The organism is Nonlabens sp., from assembly GCF_965657255.1.
Lineage (GTDB): Bacteria > Bacteroidota > Bacteroidia > Flavobacteriales > Flavobacteriaceae > Nonlabens.
On sequence record NZ_CBFHNM010000004.1, the window covers coordinates 1 to 23,847 of the forward strand.

Here is a 23,847-nt window from a genome sequence, read left to right on the forward strand (position 1 = left end):
TGCCGCATTATTAAACGCTACTACTCGATGCCATTGTGTGTCTGTAATTTGCTCGCCTTGTTTGTTTGTATAGCGATCTGTAGTGGCGATAGAAAATTTTACTAGTTTCTTACCATCGTTAAGATTTACGATTTCTGGATCTTGTCCTAGGTTACCGATTAATTGTACTTTGTTGCTTAAATTGTTCATAATAAATTAGTTTGTATGGATTATAAATGAGTTAACGCCATCGTTTGTTTTGATGACAGTGCAAAGATGAGAAGCTATCCAAGTTACAAACGTCTTTTAACCGTTTGCTTACGTTTAATTTCGTTTGTAAGTGTTTATCATCATAAATATAGGCTTCAGCATTCTTTGAGTCCACTCTATGAGAAAGAAAAAACTATAGCATTTATAGGACAGGTATATGATGAACCAAAGGAAAAAGCATGGTAAAGGCGTATTTGCAATGGTATAATTAAATTTATAAACAATTGTTGAAACAGCATAAAAGTTCTCATATACAACTAAAACCGCAATAGGTAGAACAAAGACAAAAAGTTCTTATATACGCCTTAAAAAAGGTGGTTAGTATATAGTTTTTGATTAAAATGCTCATATATACTAGTTGCTAAAAATCAACGATTTCGCAACATTGAAATTCATCGATCTTATTCTGAGCACGGTCTTAATTAAGTAGTATTAGGCTGGATATAATAGTGTAGTTTACCTCTCAAGTTGTTTCGATTCCATCATAACAACTTGTGTTAGGTAGCACAAATAGAATAGAAATCCGCACTAATACTCTGAAATTATGTCAGCTACAGAATGAACTTACAGAAATCAACGTCCCTTATACTCAGGTATAAAGGGCATAGATTCCTTATGAAGTTTTATTTTCATTTATTGACGAGTGGCAAATGATTGACATTTAACAACATTAGCGATAATTCATTTCAAAGAGAAGGCGGTAATTTAGATCAATGTAATATCTTTAAAGCAATCAACTAAGAATTTACGGTAAGGGTTGATGCGTGAAACGAATCATAGCCTTACCGTTAGGCTTCATTATAAACAACTAATAACCAATATAAATTCTGAGTCTAATTTATATATTTAGAGTTATATTTAAATCCAAAAAAAATAATGAAATATTACATCTACATATTTGTACTTATCGGATCAATTTTAATGGTAAATCAACATGCAATTGCACAAATAACTGTTCCCCAAACAGAGCAATTTCAAAATCGAATAGTGGATTCAATATTTTCTAAAACTTTAAATGAAAGCCGTAACTTTTGGGTAAGATTACCAGATAATTTTCAGCCAGGTAATGATGAAAAATATGCCGTGATTTATCTAATGGATGGATTTTCATTAGAAAGTACTTTGGAAGCTGTTTATGGTAATTATTGGGGGCATTACCTGCCACATATGATACTTGTTGGAATTTCTAATCGCAACAACCGAATAAGAGATTTAACTACTTCGCAGATAAAAATGAGACGTGGTAGTGCAATGAACGATGAAACTGGAGGTGCAGAAATCTTTACTAAATTTATGGAGGAGGAACTCATCCCATATATTGATAGTAAGTATCCAACCATGAACTATCGTACATTAATTGGACATTCTTATGCCGGATTGTTTACTATAAATATGTTGGTTAATCATAAACATCTCTTTCAAAACTATATAGCCATAGATCCAAGTTTGGATTGGGATGACCAAAAATTATTGAAGGAGGCAAAACAAAAGCTGAGTACAGAAAGTTACAAAGGCAAGTCCCTCTTTGTATCTTTAGCTGCAGAGCAGCTGCATATGTGGAATGAAGAAATAAACATGGAGAATATTATGGATGACTCTTCGGAATTTACTTTGTTTGCGCGTTCAATCATTGAGTTTTCAAATTATACTAAATCTCAAAAACAGAATGGACTAAATTTTTCATGGAAAGTTTATAATGAAGATTTACATGGTACAGTTCCATTACCATCCATAAGAGATGGGCTGATTTTTCTTTTTGAATGGTATCAATTTAAATCACCTCAAAAATATAATAATCCAGAGACCCCTATAGAAGAATTGGTTTCACTATTGAAGGTGCAGGAACAAATCTATACCGAACATTTTGGTGTTCCTACTGCACCAATGATAGACGAAATGTTAAATGGCTATGGCTACATGAATATGCAAATGGGACAACCTAAGAAGGCGTTCATGTTTTTTGAAATGAATATAAAATATAATCCAACAAGTGCAAATGCTTATGATTCGATGGCTGATTATTATGAATCTGAAAACGACAAAGAGAATGCCTTAAAATACTTAAACAAGGCCTTTGAATTAAGTGGTAAAGATTACTTTAAAGAAAGGATTGAAACTCTAAATAAAAAATAACGAAAGGCTAACAAAGTACTGTGGTAAAAAACAAGTAAAATCTGCTTTATTTAATCACTAAAGTACTTCTATAAGAATCATCGTAAATGAGTCCTGATTTTGCTATAGCAAAGGCTTGTTTTAAGAGCTTATTACAGACAGCAATCAAGGCTAGTTTTTTGCTCGTGTCTTCCTCTCGATCGTGCCTCAATCGTCGGAGACAAGTCGCAACAATTCGCTCATAAATTTCTCTACAGGTCTTGTTGTATTTGCACGCGTTAAAACTGCACATAAATAATAGGTTTCTTAATTTTTGATTTCCTATTTTACTGATTCTGGCGCGTCCTCTTACACTACTACCTGACTCTCTGATAGTAGGCGTTATTCCTACATAACTACATAATTGTGCTGCATTCTCAAACTTAGAAAAACCATCGGTCACCACTATTAAAAACAAGGCCGTTTTCTTGCCTATTCCTGGTACGGATGTTAGTAAGGTTAACTGAGCTTGTTGATCTGTACAACAAATATTTCCGTTAGTTCCAAAAACAGAAATATCGCAACCAGATTAGTAAAAATCAGCAGGTCTTTTGATTCCATATCCATGTTGTTTTATTCAAGTAATTGGATTTGTTTTAAGTAAATATTAGAACTATCGAACAAAGGTTGGTGTCCATGTTCCGCTTTCGCGAAAGCGGAATTATTATATAATTCTTAGAAAAAAATCAATGAGTTAAGGATATCGGTAGTATCGTTTTATAGATTCCTGTCATACACAAATGGTGTTTGATAATTTTGAGTAAGTCTTTCACTTTTTATTAAATTACCTATATGTACAATAGAATTTAAAAATGTTGATCAAATGAAATACAGCTTAATAATAATTTGTTTTTTGTTCTTGTGTAGTTGTGAAAAGAAAAAAAAAAATAAGCTCGATCCATACAGAAAATTGGTCAAAAAGAGCTGCGGCAATCAATGATGTAGATTCTTTAGTGTATGGAAAATCTTACCTATCTGTCTATTCTCAAATTTACAGTATTTCTGGTGAAAAAACACAAAATTTAACAGCAATGGTAAGCCTGCGCAATGTAAGTGAAACCGATACTATTTATGTTCTTAAAGCAGATTACTATGATACACATGGGAAGTCGATACGGAGGTATTTTGAACATCCTATTTATTTAGCGCCATTAGAAACTACTGAAATAATTATCGATCAACTAGATATCTATGGTGGCACTGGTTCTAACTTTATATTTGAATGGAAAATACCTCAAAACGCACCAGAACCACTTTTTGAAGGTATTATGACTTCTATTCTAGGAATTAATGGTTTATCCTTTACAACGGAAGCTAGAAGGCTGGAATAGGTTTCTGATAATCTCAAAATAGCTTAAAGAAAGAATAGGAACTGACAGATATTAATGGCTTTATCAGTGACTTAATTTGCGTAAAAGTTATTGAAATATGTCTTAATAATTAAGTTGACGATTATAATAATTAATGTTTACATTGATCAATTACCTGATAAAATAAGTATGAAATCTGAATACATCTTTATAATAGTCTGGATAGGATTAGTTATCGTTTCATTTATCGTTTTTTATATTTTAGGTAAAAAGACACTGTCTATCTTTCCAGAATTGAATAATGATCAAATTACTTTTAGAGTAAAAGGTGTTACTGGAAACTCAGATCGCTCTGCTTTGACTTATTTGGGTGGAGCGAAAAATGTCCTGGATGTAATTATTACTATTCACGAATTATGGGTTAAAACTCCTTTAATTTTTGCTCGATTTACCAAATTTTTTGACTTGCTACATAAAGTTCCATCAAAAGATATCTATGTTCTAAAAATAAATGATCGTTTTTTAAGTGTCACTTTTAGGACCAATAGCATTAACCCAACCACATTAAACTTAAGAATTAGAAAAAAAAGTTTGAAGCACTTTTTACCCAAATTATAAGTGAAAACACATCTTCTTTTTAACCCTAGAAATACCAGTTTTAAAAGACCTCTTTAGCCGTATCTTTGCAGCTTTCAATTTTGGTATATTCCACAGTACTTTTCTATGACATTACATGTCCAAATTACCACAAGAGCATAAGTTTATTGATCTTTCTGATTACGGAAGACCGGTAGCAAGAATCATTGCAGACTCTTTAAAAAACACGCGTTTTACTCCTATTCATGTGACCATATGGTTCATTATATCTGGCCTTCTTGCCATTTATTGTATTCTTAATGGTTATTTCTGGTTAGCAGCTTTCTTTTTAATTTTTAAATCTATTCTTGATGCAGCAGATGGAGAGCTGGCTAGAGTAAAACAAAAACCTTCTTATACGGGACGTTTTCTAGACTCTGTAGCAGACATTATTTTAAACGCAATGTTCTTACTTTCCATATGGTATATTACTGAAGGTAGTATATGGGTTTGTATTCTTGCCTTTTTAGGGTTACAGCTTCAAGGAACACTTTACAATTATTACTATGTCATCCTGCGCAGCAAGTTTAATGGCGACACCACTAGTCGCGTTTTTGAGACAACCACACCTATAGCTCTTGAAGGAGAAAAGCAATTGCATGTAAATATTTTATTTAAATTATATAAGTTGCTATACGGTACTTTTGACAAGTCTATTTATTATCTAGATCGTACTGCTGGAATAGGAAAAATATTTCCTAAATGGCTGATGACTAGCATATCTACTTTTGGATTAGGATTTCAACTACTTATAATAGCGATCATGCTTGTGCTAGGGTTAAAAGCTTCTATATTACCTTTCTTTTTAGGTTACACCATCATGGTATTTGTATTTATTGTGATCAGAAAGAGTTTTTATTAAATCGAGTATATTTAGAATAAGAGTTTTGTAAGAAGATTAAACGAACTGGTATTCAGTTAATTCAGTTAAAAAAAACTCTTATCAATCTGTAATGTTTTAAAGAAAACTATACTTAATAGAAAGGTGTAACTTACGGTATCAATTGATATTTTTGTTAAACCCTAACTAATTCAACCACTTTGGGAACTTTCAATAATATCATACGTTTTTTATTTAAAATATTTCTCTCTGCTGAAACGCGCGATAAAACAGAAAAGGTCATTCTTACTATCGCGATTGTAAGTTTCTTTTTGCATCTAGCATTTATATTTCTTGTTCAATTAAAGGTTCTAGAATTACCCTTTGAATCTGATTTGCTTGAAAACCCTATTTCGGCCGCTTATACTCCATTTTCATTCATATTGATTTATGAGGTATATCTCTTGATCTACTACTTACCTAAATCGTTTACAACCTATATTACAAAGCAATATGAAATTATTACATTAATCATTATACGTAAACTTTTTAAAGATTTATCTGCTTTAGAACTTTCTTCAGAGTGGTTTGAAATAAAAGGAGATTTGCAATTCACTTATGATTTACTAGGCTCTTTGCTTCTATTTTACCTCATATTTTTATTTCAAAAACAAGGACGAAGAAAGGTCATGGATCAAGAAAAGATTGAAAAAAGCGTTAAAAGCTTCATCAGTAAAAAGAAAATTATAGCGACGGCTTTAATTCCTTTATTGTTTGGAATGGCGCTTTATACTTTTATAGATTGGACGCTTTCTTTTTCTTTTAACTCTAGCGATTTAAATCCATTTGAAAGTATTAATGATTTATTTTTTGATGAGTTTTTCTCGGTGCTCATTATTGTTGATGTGGTGCTTTTATTGATATCGTTGTTCTACACAGATCAGTTTCATAAGATCATTAGAAATTCTGGTTTTATAATTTCCACTATTTTGATACGTATGTCTTTCGGTGTAAGCGGTGCTATTAGTACCATTCTAATTGTAGTAGCTGTATTGTTTGGTCTATCTATTATTTTCATTCACAATAAATATGAAAAAGATCTATCAAATATAGATAACGATACGATGCCATAAGATCGATACCTTCTCCCTATTTTTACGTCAGCTTTTAATCAAATGTTATTGATTAATTTGTTTTAATTTTCTATTCACTTATACCTTATTATACATCGTTTGTGCTGACACGTAAAATCATTCTTCCCGTAATAGTCGTATCTCAATTTTGTTGTACGTCCTTATGGTTTGCAGGAAACGGAATCATCGATGATCTGGTGAGAACTTTTCAATTAGAAGTTACCGCGTTAGGTCATTTAACCATTGCCGTACAATTAGGTTTTATTATTGGAACTTTATTATTTGCGATATTTTCCATTGCAGACCGATTCTCACCTTCAAAAGTATTTTTTACTAGTGCAATTCTTGCAGCTTTGTTCAATTTATGCATTTTATGGGAGAGTAATAATCTGATTACCTTATTACTATTTCGCTTTTTAACTGGTTTTTTCCTTGCTGGTATTTATCCCGTAGGAATGAAAATAGCCGCAGATTACTATGATAATGGTTTGGGAAAATATCTAGGTTTTTTAGTTGGCGCATTAGTTCTAGGAACCGCATTTCCACATGTGCTTAAAGGAATAACTACTGGCGATCAATGGAGATATGTATTGATGGCTACTTCTCTTCTTTCTTTAACTGGTGGACTGCTTATGTTTAGTCTAGTCAAAGATGGTCCTTTTAGAAAAGAAGGTTCAAAACTACAATTAAACGCTTGTTTTCAAATATTTAAAAACCCAGATTTTAAAGCAGCTTCGTTTGGATATTTTGGCCACATGTGGGAATTATATGCATTTTGGGCATTTGTACCAATCATTCTTAAAGAATACCTGCAATTGCATCCATCTATAGATTTTAACGTCGCACATTTATCTTTTGTTGTAATAGGAATAGGAAGTTTATCATGTGTAGCGAGTGGTTATATCTCGCAGCATATAGGAACCAGACGCACTGCATTCATGTCTTTATTATTATCAGGAATTTGCTGCTTAGTTGCTCCACTTCTTTTCAAGGTAGATTCAGAATATATTTTTATAAGTTTTTTACTTTTTTGGGGTATGACCGTCATTGCAGATTCTCCATTATTGTCTGCTCTTGTTGCTCATAATGCTCCAGCGGCGATTAAAGGAACCTCATTAACGATAGTAACTTGTATTGGTTTTGCGATAACTATTATAAGTATTCGGTTGCTTAATTCGTTAACGGCGATTTCAAACAGTGGCATGATGTATATGCCTCTTGCTATAGGGCCCATATTTGGTCTATTAGCTTTGAGAAAAAAGAAATTTAATAAAAAAGTATTGCCATCTTTATAAATTGAGAACCAAATCAGTTTATGAATTTTAATAAAATGATGGATGTTTATTCCGCTTTCGCGAAAGCGGAAACAAAAAAAGCAGCTCTATTTCTAAAGCTGCTTTGATTGTTTAAGAAAGGCCTTATCTATTGACCTTGCCCAAGAGAATAACCTAATTCTCCATCAAACTTATAAAGATTCTCTGTTTTTATAGCGTCAAGTTGCTCTACTCCTATCTTTTGAAGTAGATCTACAACACTTTGATTAAAGACCTTTTCTGTTCCTTCTGATTTTTCAAATCTACATCTCCAGTGATCCGTACAAAAAGTTTCTTCAAAACCTTGTGGCCATACTTTTACACCTCGATTTGTTATCATTTTCAATTCTAGATCTCCATTAGCTTTTCCTAAATGAGCGGCAAGATCATCTGCATTTGCTCCTTTCCAGTCTATAAATACATCAACACCTACGAGCTGTTTTGCCTGCGGCTGGCGACGTACATATTTTTTTATGGTGATTTTTGCATTGGTATCGTAGGCTACTTCTGGAAGATGTTTTGGTTTTCTACCTAAACGCTCAATAACGGCATCTGCAAAATCCATAGTATTAACTAGTCGCTTACTTGTACCTTCTTTATAAATATCTGCCGTGTGGATTCCTTCTTCAATCGCACAAGACCATGCATTTTTTATTTTCATCGCTACTTCCTGCTCTCCTAGATGATTTAACATCATAATCGCACCTCTTAATAATCCAGACGGATTTGCAATGTTCTTTCCTGCAATTAATGGAGCAGAGCCATGAATGGCCTCAAACATAGAACACTCTTCACCTATGTTAGAAGATCCTGCTAGACCTACAGATCCTGAAATTTCTGCTGTTATATCTGATACGATATCTCCATATAAGTTAGGCAAAACAACCACGTCAAAAAGTTCTGGCTCGTTTGCGATTTTTGCCGCTGCAATATCTACAATCCAGCTATCAGATTCAATTTCTGGATATTCGACTGCGATTTCTTTGAAAACCTTATGAAATAAACCATCTGTAAGCTTCATAATATTGTCTTTTACAAAACAACTTACTTTTTTACGATTATATAATTTTGCATATTCAAAGGCATAACGAACAATCTTCTCGCAGCCAGGACGTGTAATCAATTTCAAACACTGATAAACCTCATCAGTCTGTCTGTGCTCTATTCCAGCATACAAATCTTCTTCATTTTCTCGTACAATAACTACATCCATATCTGGATGTTTTGTAGCGATGTATGGAGCAAAACTATTGCAAGGACGTACATTTGCAAAAAGTCCCAAGGTTTTACGTAAGGTTACATTTAGACTCTTATATCCTTTACCTTGAGGTGTAGTTATAGGAGCTTTTAAGAAAATCTTATTTCTTCTTATGGTATCCCAAGCTTCATTAGGAATTCCAGTTGTATTACCAGAGAGATACACTTGTTCACCTATTTCTACTTCATCCCATTCTATCGGTGCATTTGCAGCCGTTAAAATTTTAAGTGTCGCGTCCATAATTTCTGGACCTATTCCATCTCCTTTTGCAATTGTGATTCTTTTCATTAGTTGTTATTTTAATATTTTACAAATAAACAGATATAATTACATAAGTAATAATTTATATTTATAATGATATGCATTATTATAATTTATGATTTAATCAAAAGAAATAAACTTTTTATGAATGAAACACCTTACCATTATATTTCAAGACACACAAAAATTTAGGCCAAATCACTGGCTTTAACAAAGAGTTTAAGGAACTATTAGAAATTGTTTATTTTTAAATAAAATAATATCAAAATGAGATTCATATTACTATCAATGATGATTTTTTTGAGTCTGGCATCTTATTCTCAAAACGCTGCTTTAACTCAATCTCCTTGGTACTTTACTCAATTAGAGCAAGGAACTACCATTACAACACAGCCGGTTTTGTTCCGTGGAGTAGGCACGACCATAACATTTAATACAACTACCTCTTTTGAAACTTATGCTTATAATGATATAACTGGAGACATAACTTTTGTAGCTAATAACACAGAGTTCATTTTCAACTTTGGAGTGGCGACCTTATCATTTGCAAATGATCCGGTAATAGACGGCTTTGATCAGGAATACACACAATTCTTTTTACCTTATCAAGGACAGACATTTACCTATTCCATTGTTACCTTAGGAAATATAACCACCTTGCGCATTACTAATCCGGTAGGAAAAATAGCGGTTTATCGAAATGCACCGTTAAGTGAAGCCTCTTTTCAATTTCCCAGCACAGAAATCTTTTTGTCACCAGACGGCAATAAAATCACCATTGATCCTAAGGGTAATACCTTAAGTCTTTTAAGTTTTGAATTATTTGATTTAAGCGGTAAGAGAATAGCAAAATCTCAAAATTTAGAAAATGCACAGATGGACATCAGTTATCTTCAAAACGGTTTTTATATTTTAAAAATATTAAGTAAAAATGGTAATTCTAAAACCTTTAAATTCTCTAAATAGTTCAATTCTTACCTCCTAAAAATGGTACAAACCTAAACTCGCCAAAAGTTTCTTTTGAAAAATCGGTAGCACTTTCTCTTATGATTAAAGTCATAATTTGAGGATCGCTACCTACTGGAATAACTAACCTTCCACCTATTTTCAGCTGCCCTAATAAAGTTGGTGGTATTTCTGGTGCACCACAAGTAACAATTATAGAATCAAAAGGCGCTTCTTCTGGTAATCCTTTGTAACCATCGCCAAAAACATATTTTCTAGGTCTGTAATTCAGTTTTCTAAAGAGTAAATTGGTTTTTTTGTACAATTCATTTTGACGTTCTATCGTATAGACATTTGCTTTCATTTCTAACAGCACAGCACATTGGTAACCGCTACCGGTTCCTATTTCCAGAACCTTATCACCTGCTTTAAGTTGCAACAATTGACTTTGAAAAGCAACCGTATATGGATGTGATATCGTCTGGTCTGCTCCTATAGGAAAAGCTTTGTTTTGGTAAGCATGTTCTAAAAACGAACTATCTAGAAACAAGTGTCTAGGCACCTGATTCATAGCCTCAAGTACGGCTGGATCGGTAATACCTTTTGACCGCATCAATTCTACTAACTGGCGACGTTTTCCTTTATGTATGTAGTTGTCTTTGATAAAGTCAAAAGTAGCTACCTGTGGTCTATAATCCGCTTTATAATTCCATCTTTTTTTCAACAATTTAGGATCCATAAAATGAACTTAAAATTTGCTATTCATATTTTTAATCAAAAATCATTTACCTACTTTTACAAAAATGCAATAACTATGCTCAAAGCAGGAGTTCTAGGCGCTGGTCACCTAGGTAAGATACATCTCAAATTATTACAACAAAGCAAGCGTTACGAACTTGTAGGTTTTTATGATGCAAATCCAGAGGTTGCTACTCAATTAGAAAAAGACTTAGGTTATAAATATTTCTCTAATGTAGATGAATTAATTGCAGCTTGTGATATGATAGATGTAGTGACGCCTACTTCCTATCATCACGCTAGCGGTGTGAAAGTTCTAGAAGCTGGCAAGCACTTATTTATTGAAAAACCAATAACTGTAACTGTAGAAGAAGCAAATGATTTGATCTCGCTTTCGCGAAAGCGGAATTTAAAAGGTCAAGTAGGCCAGGTAGAACGTTTTAATCCTGCATTTAAATCTGTGGCAGACCGTTTTGATAATCCTATGTTTATTGAAACACATCGACTGGCAGAATTCAACCCTCGTGGGACAGACGTGAGTGTGGTATTAGATCTTATGATACACGATATTGATGCTATTTTAAGTGTTGTAAAAAGTCCAGTAAAAAATGTAAGTGCAAGCGGCGTAAGTGTTATTTCTAAAACGCCAGATATTGCAAATGCACGTATTGAATTTGAAAACGGATGTGTAGCAAATCTTACCGCTAGCCGCATAAGTCTAAAGCAAATGCGCAAAGCTCGTTTTTTCCAGAAAGATGCTTACATATCTATAGATTTTCTGACTAAAAAAGTAGAAGTCGTACGTATGAAGGATGCTCCAGAGGTTCCTGGAGATTTTGATATGATCCTTAAAAATGCTGAAGGTATTAAGAAACAAATCTATTTTGACAATCCCGATGTAGAGGATAATAATGCCATTCTAGATGAGTTAGAAACCTTTGCAGATGCAATTGAAAATGATACCAGACCTATTGTTAATTTAGAAGATGGAACTCATGCGCTAGATGTTGCTTTGAAAATTATTGAAAACTTTAAATCTTTATGATAAACTATAGACTACTGATCATTGTACTTATTTTTTGCGGTCTATATAGTTGTAAAAATACTAATCCCAACCCTGTAGATGAAAATATCATTGTTAACGCGGTAGAAGTAGAACTTGATAAAAAACTGGACAGCATTCATAAACTAGGTCACACAAATGGTCTAGGCGTTGCACTAGTAAATGAAAAAGGATCCATTTTTGAATCAGGTTACGGTTACAGCGATCGAAAAATACGTGCTAATTATACCGCAAACACCATTCAACCTATAGCTTCTATTTCAAAAGTAATTTTAGGATTAACACTAGCTAAAGCCATTGAAGATGGTCATTTAACCCTAGAAGATGATATCAATAAGTTCCTAGATTTTGAAGTGCGTAATCCACAGTATCCTGAGATTCCTGTATTAGTAAAACATCTCGCTTCACATACCAGTAGCATCAATGATGGTGACTATTATGACCAGTCGTATATCAATCTTGAACCTGATGCCTCTGAGAATCCTAACATAGATCAAGAAGAGCTAGATAACTTTTACCCTATGGAAGATGCTAAATGTCTGGAAGCTTTTTTAAAGAATGGACTTACTAATCTGGATGTAGAAAGCTTAGATTATATTTATTCAGGACATTCACCAGGAACTGCCTATGATTATTCTAACATAGGTGCAGGATTGACTGCATTGGTTATTGAAAAAGCAACAGGCACCTCTTTTAAAGAATATTCTAAGAAAAATATTATTGCCCCATTAGGTTTAAAAAATACTTCATGGAATTTATCAGATTTAGACTCTAGAAAAGCGTCTACTTTATATTCTACGCTCGAATTGCGTCATCCTAATTACAGACTCATCACCTTTGCAGACGGTGGATTGTACACCTCACCTCATGATTTAGGTATAATTCTAACGGAATTAATACGCGGTTACAACGGTAACGGGACGCTGCTTAATACAGCTTCTTATGTTCAGTATTATAAGAAACAATTAGAAGCATCTAACTTTTCTGACCCTAAAACTATAGATCGAATCAATGATAATTTGAATCATGGAATATTCATTGAATATAATAATGAATATATAGGTCACACTGGCGGTGATCCCGGAGTGAATACCGTAATGTTTTTTGAACCAGAGAACAATTTGGGATTTATCATATTTCTAAATACAGATATTAACACACAAGAATCTTACAATAGCTTTTTAGATATTGGAAAAATATTAAGTGAAACTAATAAGAACATATTGAAAAAGAAAAATAGCATAGAATGAAAAATATTACAGTTATAGGTGCAGGAACCATGGGAAATGGTATTGCACACACATTTGCCCAATCAGGATTTAACGTTGCTCTAGTAGACATCTCTCAAGAAGCAATAGATAGAGGTTTAGGAACTATTTCAAAGAACCTAGATCGTATGATTGCCAAAGAACGTATTACTGAAGAAGATAAAGCAGCTACTTTAGGTAATATTACTTCATTTACAGATCTTAAGGAAGGTGTTTCAAAAGCAGATCTTGTTGTAGAGGCAGCAACTGAAAATGTAAATCTTAAATTGAAAATATTTGCTGATATGGACCAATTTGCTCCAGCAGATTGTATTCTATCGACCAATACTTCTTCTATCTCTATTACTCAAATCGCAGCCGTTACTCAACGACCAGAAAAAGTAATAGGCATGCACTTTATGAATCCTGTGCCAATCATGAAATTAGTAGAAATCATACGTGGTTATTCTACCAGTGATGAAGTTACAGAAACGATCATGACGCTTTCACGTGAGTTAGGTAAAACACCAACTGAGGTCAACGATTATCCTGGCTTTGTTGCTAATAGAATATTAATGCCTATGATTAATGAAGCGATTGAGACTCTTTACAACGGCGTTGCTGGTGTTCAAGAAATCGATACCGTGATGAAGTTAGGTATGGCACATCCTATGGGACCATTACAACTAGCAGACTTTATAGGACTAGATGTTTGTCTAAGTATTTTGAACGTAATGCACGACGGCTTCAAAAACCCTAAATACGCTCCTTCCCCATTATTAGTAAACATGGTTATGGCAGGTAAAAAAGGAGTAAAATCTGGAGAAGGTTTTTACGATTATTCTGAGTCTCGCAAAGCAGAAGTAGTTAGTAAGAGTTTTCTATAGTTTAAGAGCAATTAATGCCTAAAATAAAACCATTTAAAGGAGTAAGAGCCGCTGCAGATAAAGCTGCGCATTTGATCTCGCGCACTTATCAAGATTATGGTAAAAAAGAATTAAAAGCACAGCTTAAATACAATCCTTATTCTTTTTTACAGATTTTAAATCCAGGTTATAAGTTTAATCAAGAAATTTCTGGTGCAGAGCGTTTTAATCTAGTACGCAATAGATATTTAGAATTTAAGGAAGAAAATTATCTAGTTCAAGATAAGCAAAAGGCCTTTTATGTTTATGAAAACATAGATCCACATCATAGTTATACCGGTATCATTGCTGGAATTAGTACACAAGATTATGAAGATAACAAGATCAAAAAACATGAGGATACCTTAAGCTTAAGAGAGACTCTTTTTAAAGATTATCTGAAAGCCGTAGGTTTCAATGCAGAGCCTGTTCTACTTACTTATAAAGACAAGTCTAAGATTAATGAACTTATTAAAGAGATTAAATCTGAAGCGCCAGATCAACATTTTTCCACAACAGACTTTAATTCTCATAAAATATGGGCGGTTACCAGTCCAGAATTAATAGAATTGATCGAACAATATTTTGCAGATATTCCAGAACTTTATATTGCAGATGGACATCATCGCAGTGCTAGTTCTAGTTTATTATCTCAAGAAATGAATCCTGATCAAGAAAGCTATCATTATTTCATGAGTCTTCTAATTGCCGAGAGCCAATTGAACATCTATGAATTCAATAGACAGGTAAAGGACCTCAATGGACTTACTAAAGAAGAGTTTTTGATGAAATTAGATCAACACTTTAGAATCCAAAATCGCGGTCTCGAATTATACAAACCGTCTAAAAAACATCATTTCTGTATGTATCTAGATGGAGAGTTTTACAGCTTATACCTGCGCAAAACCGTTTATCAAATCAATAATGTATTAGATGACCTTGATGCACAGATGATGTATGATTTGATACTAAAACCTATACTAGGAATTGAAGATTTAAGAACAGATGACCGCATCCATTACAGTTATGGAAAGCACGATTTAATGCACATGAAAGATCGTGTGGATAATAAAGAATTTCAAGTAGGGTTTGGACTTTATCCTGCCACGGTAGAACAAATGAAATCTATTGCAGATGCAGAGCTTATCATGCCTCCTAAAAGCACCTTTATACGTCCTAAACTGCCTAGCGGATTAATAATTTACGAATTTTAGAAATGAGCAATATAAAAGAATCCTTGTTACGCTTTCGCAAAAGCGTGCAACCACAAGCGACATTAGTAGCAGTAAGTAAAACCAAACCTGTAAGTGATCTGGAAGTAGCTTATGAAGCTGGTCAACGACATTTTGGTGAGAATAAAATTCAGGAAATGACCGATAAATGGGAAACCATGTCCAAGGATATCCACTGGCATATGATAGGACACACACAACGTAATAAGGTCAAATATATGGCTCCTTACGTTCATTTGATACATAGTGTTGATTCTCCTAGATTACTGAAAGAGATCAATAAACAGGCAAAAAAAAACGATCGCGTCATTGATTGTTTGCTACAAATACATATCGCACAAGAGGATTCTAAATTTGGTTTTGATGAAGAAGAATTGATAGCTTTATTGAATGATGAAGCGTTCAAAGAATATAAAAATGTCCAAATTAAAGGACTGATGGGAATGGCCACTTTTACAGAGAATAAAAAACAAGTAAGAGAAGAGTTTCAATCACTTGCAACTACTTTCAAAAAGATAAAAGAAGACCATTTATTAAGTTCTAGACATAATTTTACAGAACTTTCAATGGGTATGACCGGTGATTATGAAATTGCATTAGAAGAAGGCAGCACAATGGTGCGTATAGGAAGTGCGATTTTTGGTAGTAGGAATTAGTCGCGTTTGTGTGATTTGCGTTTTATAAAAGATGAAAAAACAAATATGAAAGAGCGATAAAAAAAGGGATCTTTACATGTAAAGATCCCTTTTTTTAATGGATTATTTTTTCCTCTTCCTCAAGACTCCAGAAAGATCATAACCTGCAAATTTCTTCATATAAGATCTAGTCGTACTACCATAAGCATCTTTACTACCTCTATAACCATTTGATTTTAAAAACTTTTTTACGCCACCAGGTCCTGATAAGTGGGCAGCTGCTAATATTCCGCTTTCTGTAATTTCTACACCAACCATAGATTTACCTTTGTATTTCTCAATATAAGGTTTCAAGATTTTGTAATTGTATCTCAGATTTTGAATAAAAACTCTCTCTTGTAATCTTACAGAATTTAAGAAAGCAATCGTATCAGTAACACCAAAGTGTCTTAATGTAACTGCACCAAACTGATATTTACCCATGTAGCCTAGCGTATTCACTTGCCAGTGTTGACCTCTAGATTCTTTGAAAGCAAGCGCTTCTTTAAAAGATACAAAACTATCTTTACTAGAAGTAGCAAGAGAATAATCTCTTAAACTTATATCTTCACTTTCTTGTTGTTCTTCAAAAGGTCCCATTTCTAAAACCTCGGCAATAGTGGTCTCTTCAGATTTACTATTAGAAGAATCAGTCTTTACATAAGTATAAACCGAAAAGCTCATCAGTAATACAACTGGATAAGCTAGAAAACTCACATATTGTGATCTCATATTCTTTGTTTTCGAAAGCTACTGTCACTCTTTCTTTAAAGCGGCGCAAATTTACGACACTTTTCTTCTTAAAATTCAGGAGAATGTTAAAGAAGTCTTTTTAGCGCTCTTTATCTTGTTTTTATGTATTTTAACGATAAATAAATGATTGAAAAGAAAATATAATGCATTTCAACCTTTTTTAGCGACTTATAATTAACTAAAGATAAAAACAATAGAAATCTCTTATGATCTTTTAAGCGCAGTTATTAACAATAAATAACAATTAAAGAAAAAACGAACCGTTTTAAGGTTCATAATCAGAAGATTAACTTTGAATCTATTGAAGAATGAAGTAATTCTTACTTATTATTCTTTGCGATCCACCTTCTATATGCTGCAGCATTACGATTGTGTTGTGCAAGAGTTTTGGCAAATTTGTGGTAACCAAAATTCTGCACATTTGCTACAAAAAATAAATAGTCGTGACGTTCTGGATTCAATACTGCATTGATCGCGGTGAGGTCTGGTGTCACAATAGGTCCTGGTGGCAAACTTAAATATCTATACGTATTGTACGGACTATCAATTTCTAGATGCACATACAAGACCTGCTTTATTTGTTGGTTAAAATCTTTCTCTGATTTCTTTTTGGCATAAATAACAGTTGGATCTGCTTCCAGCTTCATACCTCTAGAAAGACGGTTTAAGTAAACCCCAGCAACTCTAGGCATCTCATCTACCTTTGCTGTTTCTTTTTGAACTATAGATGCAAGTGTATAAACTTCGGTAGGCGTTAGATCTTGTTTTTTGGCCTTTGCAAGCTTCTCTGCCGTCCAGAATTGTTTGTGATAAGCAAGCATTTTATCTCTAAAGCCAGCAGCACTGGTATTCCAGTAGGTCTCATAAGAATTAGGCAAATAAATACTCAATGCGGTATTTTCATTCAGTCCATTTTCCTTTAAAAAAGCTGGATCTGTCATTGCCTTCAGTAAACTTAGACTATCTGGTTCGATTTGTTCTGACAGTCTACCTGCCAGATTTTCTATACGCTCTTGATTATTAAAAGTTACCTTGATGGGTACATTTTGACTACGTACGGTGTTAATGATATCATTATTGCTAGAACCTTTTAGAATTAAAAAACGTCCAGGCTTCACATTTTCATTGTATTTTTTCTTTACCGCTGTAGTATGTAAATCGTCTCTATTCTCAACAGCTTCAGCAATAATCAAGAAGGCTTCATTATAATCTGCATCAGTAGGAATAAAAACTTCATAGGTTTCTGTCTCAAAATTAGTATTGGGCGCAAATAAAACAGCATATACATTATAAGCAAACAGCGCCATGATAACCAGTCCAACAAGGACGATTCCTAAGATGACTTTTTTATAGTTACTATTCATTAATCAGTTGATAAAGATGTTCGTTTTTATAAGATTTTTCTGTGGCAATCCAGTCTTTTTTAATTCCGCTTTCGCGAAAGCGTAACTTCTCAAACAACCTGCGACTGGATAAATTATCTTCACTTATACTTGCATATAATTGATGTAATCTGAGGTGTTTAAAAGCGTATTCTATAATAAGTTCTAATCCAGATGTGGCAAGTCCACGAGCGCGATCAGACTCTTGGGAAATCACGATACCAACGCCAGCACGTTTATGATAGGGATCAAAATCATACAAATCTACAACACCTTTAATTTCATTCTTAGCATTACAGATCGCAAGGCGCAATTGTTTTACTTCGTAAATATCACGATGTGCATTTTCTAGATATTCTCTAATCGTAAATTTTGAATAGGGTGTGATAGTATGACCAAATTCCCAAAGAGCAGGATTGTTCTCTAGTTCATAAATAAATTCTAAGTCTTCAGGATCTACAGCGCGCAAACTACATATGTCATTTTGTAACATCATACGTCTATTTCTCCTTTAAAAACCTGAACAGCAAGACCAGTTAACCAGATATTTTCATAACCTTGTGGTGTAGGCTGAAACGATACTTTTAAATCGCCGCCAGGTGTTAAAAGTTGTACTTCATTAGTACTAGTTTGTTGTGTGCTGTGCATGGCAAGCGCCACAGCTGTAACACCTGTACCACAACTTAATGTCTCGTCTTCTACGCCACGCTCATAAGTACGAACCTTAAAGAGGTTGCCACCTTGAGGTTCTACAAAGTTAATATTAGCACCTTCTTTCCCATAAACCTCGTTTCTTAAATGTCTTCCTTGCGTAAAAACATCGGTGTGATCTACATTATCTGTTAATTGCACATGATGTGGTGATCCTGTATTTGTAAACACATATCCATCAAACACTTGTACCACTGGAACATTACTCATTTGTAAACTTACCTGTCCGTTGTCAAATAAGTTTGCATGATGAACACCATCTGTAGCTTCAAAACTGGCAGAATCTTGAACCAGACCTAAATACTGCGCAAAACTAACAAGGCAACGGCCACCATTACCACACATACTACTTTCATTACCATCTGCATTGTAATAGACCATGGTAAAATCTAATGAATCATGGTTTTCTAGTAACATGAGTCCGTCAGCACCTATGCCAAATTTGCGGTCGCAAAGTCTGGCAATCGTATGGGTATCTTTTTTGTCAAAATTATTCTGACGATTATCGATAATAATAAAATCATTACCAGTTCCTTGATATTTAAAGAATGTGACCTTTTTCATATTTACAAAAATACAGTAAGTGATTGAATTTTTTGAGTGTTAAACAGCGTTAAACCTGTTTTTAAAAAACAATTATGGCATTATTTTTATGTTATTATAAAACAAAAACAAAACGCATATGAAATCATTTATTAAAACATTAGGGATAGCCATCCTAGGTGGCGTGATTGTTCTAGGATCTTATAAATATTTTCTTGAGAAAGATTCTCAGCAATTTACTCTTAAAGAAAAACAAACAACAGAAGAAAGCACTCCTGTAGTGCCAGTTAATTATGTGTCAACCACTTCTATAGGTGGCGTAGATTTTACAGAAGCTGCAGAAAAAACAGTTCATGCTGTGGTGCATGTTAAAAATAAAACCATCGCCAGAGGAAGACAAACCATGGCCGACTTGATGTACGGTCGTGTTCCCTATCGTGAAGCAATAGGAACTGGTAGCGGCGTCATTATTACAGAAGATGGCTACATTGTCACTAACAATCATGTTATCGATAACGCGCGCGAGCTAGAAGTGACCTTAAATAACAATACAACCTATAAAGCAGAGCTTATAGGAACTGAACCTAATAGCGATATTGCTCTTTTAAAAATTGATACGGACGAGGCACTTCCTTATATCGTATTTGGAAATTCTGACCAGACTAAGATAGGAGAATGGGTTCTTGCTGTAGGAAATCCTTTCAACCTAACCAGTACCGTTACCGCAGGAATAGTGAGCGCAAAAGGTCGTGATCTAGACACTAACGATCGCAAGGCACAAAGCTTTATACAAACAGATGCAGCGGTTAATCCAGGAAACTCTGGTGGCGCACTCGTAAACACAAACGGCGAATTAATAGGAATTAACACAGCGATTGCCTCAAAGACTGGATCTTATGTAGGTTATTCTTTTGCTGTTCCTTCAAATAATGCACGTAAAATCATTAACGACATTATGGAATACGGTTACGTTCAAAAAGGAATGTTAGGTATAAGTGGCGGAGATTTAAACGGAAATATCGCTGATGAATTAGGAATAGACGAAAGTGAAGGAATAGTAGTCGGTGATGTTATAGAAGATAGCGGCGCGGCAAATGCTGGATTAAAATCTGGAGACGTCATCACCATGATTGATGGTATCAAAATGACAAGGTTTTCTGAACTTACCGGTTACGTTACCAGCAAAAACCCTGGAGATAAAGTAGTTGCAAGAGTAATAAGTGATGGTAACTTTAAGGATATTACTATAGAACTTACTAAAAACAACACAGTGAGCATTCCATCTATAGAAATGGATTTACGCAACCTGACGGAAGCTGATCTTAAAAAGTATCAAGTAAAAGAAGGAGTAAAAATCGTTCAGACCACTGGTAACCTAGCACGATACAATATGAGAGATTACATTATTACAAAAATCAATGATTATAAAGTAAGTGATATTGATGATGTTCAAAAAATATTAAGAAATGTAGATCCTAATGCAACATTATTGATTCAAATGATGAATAGTAATGGAGAAATAGAACGATTTAGGTATACGCTGGATTAAGTTTAGGTTTAAGTTTAAGTTTAAGTTTAAAAATGCAAAATCTCCTGATAACTAATACGTTATTTGGAGATTTTGCATTTTATCAGTCTACTAGTTTGTACTCTGGATAAGTTTCTTCTAAGTATTCTTCTGCTTTTTGAGGGATTTCAACGTGCATGATGTAAATCATAATGAACATCAATACAAGAATAAAACTAAAAGAGCCTAATACCCAAATATTCATGGTCTGGAAGTTGAGACTTTTAGGTATTAAAATATTAAAAAGATATAGAGGCAAGAGTCCTATTCCTAATCCTGCACCGTAATTCAAAATAATCTCTTTAAATAGCCAGCTCTTTTCATTGCTCAAAAGAGCCTTTTTCTTTTTACGATAGCTAGAAATTACAAGTAATACAAAGTAAGCTGCAAAAATTGCGATTAAAACACCATAAAAAATATCAGAACTACCATCTACTAATCTTAAAACGTAAAATACAGTAACACTAAGCAAAACCAACATCAAAATTTTAGGCAGCTTAAAAAACTCCAAAACATGTTTCAAAATCAATTTAGAGTACTTTTTACCTAACGATTTCTGGCGCTCTTCTACCACTTCCATAAAACCAAAAACACCAAATTTCTTGAACTCTTTTTGAAGAGCATCGTCAAAGGATAATTCTGGATCAACTAGCCATTGTCTTTCAATGCCATTAGCGAGGTGATCTACCAATTCTGATTGAAGATCATACCATTCTACGTAATGTTTTCTTGTAAACTGGAATAGTTGCTCTATTTGAATTGCATTAACTTTCATATCAATAAGCGAGTTTAGGGTTGATAATTGCCTGCATGTTTTCCATATATTCTCTAAGTTCTGAAAGCATATTTACAGCTTCTTTTTTACCTTGTGGTGTGAGCGAATAATATTTTCTAATTCGGTTCTCTACTTTCTCTGCTTCTACTTTTAAATGACCTTCTGCCTGTAGTTTATGTAAAGATGGATACAAGGCTCCTTCTTTAATCTGCATACTACCACCAGTTATCTCTTTTACTTTTTGTGTAATTTCATAACCGTACATTTTTCCTTCTTGTTCTAGCAATCTCATGATTATAGTAGTAAGACTACCTCTATATAATTGATTATTTGACATACCTAAGAATCTTAGGTGTAAATATACATAAGATTCTTAGGTAAACTTAATTAAAATCGAAAAAAAATCAAAAATAAGTTTGTAGTCGCAGTTTTTTGTATGGCAAAAAACTGTGAACCAAATAATAATTACCTAATGAGTATAACTAATAGGCATGTCATTTTCTCGCTTTCGCGAAAGCGTGATGACCATCATACTCCATCATTAGATTTCGCAAAAAAGCTATAAATAATTGCAAAAATGTTTCACTATAACGTTGTAGTATGATTACTTTTGCAAAAAATTAAACACATTAAACCCACATTTATGAGTAACCATATAGATACTTATGAAAAAGAGCTCGCTTTTCAAACCGATAGGCGACGTGCAGCTGTTGCATTTATCAAAGCCGTAAGTGATTTATGGTACGATCGTTCTATCGAATTGGTTCTTTTTAGAAACCAACTGATCGATAGAAACGTAAGCGAGATCATCAATTTGCACGAGTATGCTGGTGAATTTGTACAGAAGCCTATATCCGTTTTTGATAGTGTGGAAATCGCACAGGCTATTTTAACATTAGACTTGCCACCTTCAAAACTAGATATAGGTAAGCTTACCTATGAGTACCACCTAGAGGAAAACGAGATGCAGGACATCATGAGTTTTGTAGTCAATAAACTAGGAGAAGCACAAAAATCTGAAGAAATTACTCCTAAGGATGTGGTATTGTATGGTTTTGGAAGAATAGGAAGGTTACTAGCACGTGAATTGATGTCTAAAGCTGGCAAAGGTAGTCAGCTAAGATTACGTGCAATTGTTACTAGAGGTGCCATCACAGAATCAGTTCTTGAAAAACGCGCTTCTTTACTGGCTCAAGACAGTGTTCACGGAGACTTTTCTGGTACGGTAAATTATAATCTAGAACAAGAGGCCTTAATTGTTAACGGTACTACTGTAAAAATGATTAGTGCAAATGCTCCTGAGGAAATTGATTATACCGCTTATGGTATTAATGATGCGCTTATTATAGACAACACTGGTGCTTTTAGAGATGATGTTGCTCTAGCGCGCCACTTAAAAGCAAAAGGCGCACATAAAGTATTGCTTACAGCACCTGGCAAAGGAATACCTAACATCGTTCATGGTGTAAATCATTTAGAGCACCATCCTGATCAGGTAGATATTTTCTCTGCTGCTAGTTGTACAACAAATGCCATTACACCTATTTTAAAGGCTATAGAAGATAGCTTTGGAGTAGTAAAAGGACATCTAGAAACCATACACGCCTATACTAATGATCAAAACTTAGTAGATAATATGCACAGTAAATACCGTCGTGGTCGTGCAGCTGCATTAAACATGGTGATTACAGAAACTGGTGCTGGAAAAGCAGTAAGCAAGGCATTACCATCCTTTGAAGGTAAACTTACTTCTAATGCTATACGTGTTCCTGTGCCTAATGGTTCTCTAGCTATTCTTAATTTAGAATTAGAAAACACTACTTCTGTAGATGCTTTAAATGCTACCTTAAAGAAATATGCCTTAGAAGGCGATCTTGTAGAACAGATCAAATATTCTATTGATAATGAATTAGTATCTAGCGATATTATAGGATCTAATGCTCCATCGATTTACGATTCTAACGCTACCATCGTAGGTCCTGACGGTAAAAACGTCGTGGTATATGTATGGTATGATAATGAATACGGATACAGCCATCAGGTGATACGTCTAGCTAAATACATTGCTAAAGTGAGAAGATTCACTTATTATTAGTCTGTTACTTGCTTAAGATTAGACTAAAACGTGAAAAACCATCTCAAATTGAGATGGTTTTTTGATTTTATATAGTTTCGCTTTCG

23 protein-coding genes and 1 pseudogene are annotated in these 23,847 nt (G+C 33.9%); 14 read left to right on the plus strand and 10 right to left on the minus strand.

The genetic code is table 11. From position 1 onward, the window contains the following. Positions 1 to 189: single-stranded DNA-binding protein (locus ACTF54_RS06015; protein WP_438968941.1), on the minus strand; the 189-nt coding region annotated here is incomplete at its 3' end. 936 nt (positions 190 to 1,125) lie between these two features. Here ACTF54_RS06015 and ACTF54_RS06020 point away from each other — a divergent pair. Beyond that, positions 1,126 to 2,382 (plus strand): alpha/beta hydrolase-fold protein, encoded by a 1,257-nt coding sequence (locus ACTF54_RS06020; protein WP_438968942.1) that lies wholly within the window; start codon positions 1,126 to 1,128, stop codon positions 2,380 to 2,382. 46 nt (positions 2,383 to 2,428) lie between these two features. Here the strand turns inward: ACTF54_RS06020 and ACTF54_RS06025 are convergent. Continuing rightward, positions 2,429 to 2,878, minus strand: a pseudogene (locus ACTF54_RS06025) (transposase); the annotation flags it as partial. Between the two features lie 391 nt (positions 2,879 to 3,269). Here ACTF54_RS06025 and ACTF54_RS06030 point away from each other — a divergent pair. The 5 genes from ACTF54_RS06030 (at position 3,270) to ACTF54_RS06050 (ending at position 7,594) form a co-directional block, all read left to right on the plus strand. Further along, positions 3,270 to 3,731: a DUF3124 domain-containing protein gene (locus tag ACTF54_RS06030; RefSeq protein ID WP_438968943.1), complete on the plus strand. Its 462-nt coding sequence runs from the start codon at positions 3,270 to 3,272 to the stop codon at positions 3,729 to 3,731. A 114-nt stretch (positions 3,732 to 3,845) separates the two neighbouring features. Next, positions 3,846 to 4,328 (plus strand): hypothetical protein, encoded by a 483-nt coding sequence (locus tag ACTF54_RS06035; RefSeq protein ID WP_438968944.1) that lies wholly within the window; start codon positions 3,846 to 3,848, stop codon positions 4,326 to 4,328. Positions 4,329 to 4,443: 115 nt separating this feature from the next. Continuing rightward, the gene (locus ACTF54_RS06040; protein ID WP_347197093.1) at positions 4,444 to 5,208 is read left to right on the plus strand and encodes a CDP-alcohol phosphatidyltransferase family protein; all 765 of its coding nucleotides are present in this window, start codon (positions 4,444 to 4,446) and stop codon (positions 5,206 to 5,208) included. Between the two features lie 179 nt (positions 5,209 to 5,387). Continuing rightward, positions 5,388 to 6,299 carry a hypothetical protein gene (locus ACTF54_RS06045; RefSeq protein WP_438968945.1) on the plus strand — a complete coding sequence of 304 codons (912 nt, stop codon included), beginning with the start codon at positions 5,388 to 5,390 and terminating at the stop codon, positions 6,297 to 6,299. A gap of 101 nt (positions 6,300 to 6,400) precedes the next feature. Then, positions 6,401 to 7,594, plus strand: a complete 1,194-nt coding sequence (locus tag ACTF54_RS06050; protein ID WP_347197091.1) for an MFS transporter — start codon at positions 6,401 to 6,403, stop codon at positions 7,592 to 7,594. A gap of 127 nt (positions 7,595 to 7,721) precedes the next feature. On the opposite strand, the gene ACTF54_RS06055 is transcribed toward ACTF54_RS06050, so the two are convergent. Further along, on the minus strand, positions 7,722 to 9,158 hold the full coding sequence (locus tag ACTF54_RS06055; protein ID WP_347197090.1) for an NADP-dependent isocitrate dehydrogenase: 1,437 nt from the start codon (positions 9,156 to 9,158) through the stop codon (positions 7,722 to 7,724). 240 nt (positions 9,159 to 9,398) lie between these two features. On the opposite strand from ACTF54_RS06055, the gene ACTF54_RS06060 reads away from it, so the two are divergent. Next, complete coding sequence (locus tag ACTF54_RS06060; RefSeq protein WP_347197089.1) at positions 9,399 to 10,097, plus strand: T9SS type A sorting domain-containing protein; 699 nt, start codon at positions 9,399 to 9,401, stop codon at positions 10,095 to 10,097. Between the two features lies 1 nt (position 10,098). On the opposite strand, the gene ACTF54_RS06065 is transcribed toward ACTF54_RS06060, so the two are convergent. Beyond that, positions 10,099 to 10,740 (minus strand): protein-L-isoaspartate(D-aspartate) O-methyltransferase, encoded by a 642-nt coding sequence (locus tag ACTF54_RS06065; RefSeq protein WP_347197098.1) that lies wholly within the window; start codon positions 10,738 to 10,740, stop codon positions 10,099 to 10,101. Between the two features lie 150 nt (positions 10,741 to 10,890). Between ACTF54_RS06065 and ACTF54_RS06070 the strand changes: the two genes are divergently transcribed. From ACTF54_RS06070 to ACTF54_RS06090, 5 genes are read left to right on the plus strand one after another with little or no spacing between them, the layout of a single operon-like run. Continuing rightward, complete coding sequence (locus tag ACTF54_RS06070) at positions 10,891 to 11,859, plus strand: Gfo/Idh/MocA family protein (protein WP_347197088.1); 969 nt, start codon at positions 10,891 to 10,893, stop codon at positions 11,857 to 11,859. Further along, positions 11,856 to 13,127, plus strand: a complete 1,272-nt coding sequence (locus ACTF54_RS06075; protein ID WP_438968946.1) for a serine hydrolase domain-containing protein — start codon at positions 11,856 to 11,858, stop codon at positions 13,125 to 13,127. Before ACTF54_RS06070 ends, ACTF54_RS06075 begins: the two co-directional genes overlap by 4 nt. Continuing rightward, entirely contained in the window at positions 13,124 to 14,011 is an 888-nt protein-coding gene (locus tag ACTF54_RS06080) for a 3-hydroxyacyl-CoA dehydrogenase family protein (protein ID WP_347197086.1), read from the plus strand. The genes ACTF54_RS06075 and ACTF54_RS06080 overlap by 4 nt, the downstream gene beginning before the upstream one ends. A 14-nt stretch (positions 14,012 to 14,025) precedes the next feature. Beyond that, complete coding sequence (locus ACTF54_RS06085; RefSeq protein ID WP_347197085.1) at positions 14,026 to 15,243, plus strand: DUF1015 domain-containing protein; 1,218 nt, start codon at positions 14,026 to 14,028, stop codon at positions 15,241 to 15,243. Positions 15,244 to 15,245: 2 nt separating this feature from the next. Continuing rightward, positions 15,246 to 15,917 (plus strand): YggS family pyridoxal phosphate-dependent enzyme, encoded by a 672-nt coding sequence (locus ACTF54_RS06090; RefSeq protein ID WP_347197084.1) that lies wholly within the window; start codon positions 15,246 to 15,248, stop codon positions 15,915 to 15,917. A 102-nt stretch (positions 15,918 to 16,019) separates the two neighbouring features. Here the strand turns inward: ACTF54_RS06090 and ACTF54_RS06095 are convergent, their stop codons facing one another. From ACTF54_RS06095 to dapF, 4 genes are all read right to left on the minus strand, one after another. Next, a complete protein-coding gene (locus tag ACTF54_RS06095) occupies positions 16,020 to 16,667 on the minus strand; it encodes a peptidoglycan-binding protein LysM (RefSeq protein ID WP_347197083.1) in 648 nt (215 codons plus the stop codon). A gap of 341 nt (positions 16,668 to 17,008) precedes the next feature. Then, entirely contained in the window at positions 17,009 to 18,052 is a 1,044-nt protein-coding gene (gene mltG / locus ACTF54_RS06100; protein WP_347197082.1) for an endolytic transglycosylase MltG, read from the minus strand. After that, positions 18,045 to 18,563, minus strand: coding sequence for a GNAT family N-acetyltransferase (locus tag ACTF54_RS06105; RefSeq protein WP_347197097.1), 519 nt, complete (start codon positions 18,561 to 18,563; stop codon positions 18,045 to 18,047). The genes mltG and ACTF54_RS06105 overlap by 8 nt, the downstream gene beginning before the upstream one ends. After that, entirely contained in the window at positions 18,563 to 19,345 is a 783-nt protein-coding gene (gene dapF / locus ACTF54_RS06110) for a diaminopimelate epimerase (RefSeq protein WP_438968947.1), read from the minus strand. The genes ACTF54_RS06105 and dapF overlap by 1 nt, the downstream gene beginning before the upstream one ends. Positions 19,346 to 19,463: 118 nt before the next feature. On the opposite strand from dapF, the gene ACTF54_RS06115 reads away from it, so the two are divergent. Continuing rightward, entirely contained in the window at positions 19,464 to 20,873 is a 1,410-nt protein-coding gene (locus ACTF54_RS06115) for a trypsin-like peptidase domain-containing protein (RefSeq protein WP_438968948.1), read from the plus strand. A gap of 82 nt (positions 20,874 to 20,955) precedes the next feature. On the opposite strand, the gene ACTF54_RS06120 is transcribed toward ACTF54_RS06115, so the two are convergent. Continuing rightward, entirely contained in the window at positions 20,956 to 21,666 is a 711-nt protein-coding gene (locus tag ACTF54_RS06120) for a hypothetical protein (RefSeq protein ID WP_438968949.1), read from the minus strand. Between the two features lies 1 nt (position 21,667). Beyond that, entirely contained in the window at positions 21,668 to 22,003 is a 336-nt protein-coding gene (locus ACTF54_RS06125; RefSeq protein WP_438968950.1) for a PadR family transcriptional regulator, read from the minus strand. 306 nt (positions 22,004 to 22,309) lie between these two features. On the opposite strand from ACTF54_RS06125, the gene ACTF54_RS06130 reads away from it, so the two are divergent. Beyond that, a complete protein-coding gene (locus tag ACTF54_RS06130; protein WP_438968951.1) occupies positions 22,310 to 23,761 on the plus strand; it encodes a glyceraldehyde-3-phosphate dehydrogenase in 1,452 nt (483 codons plus the stop codon). The last annotated feature ends 86 nt before the right edge of the window (positions 23,762 to 23,847 follow it).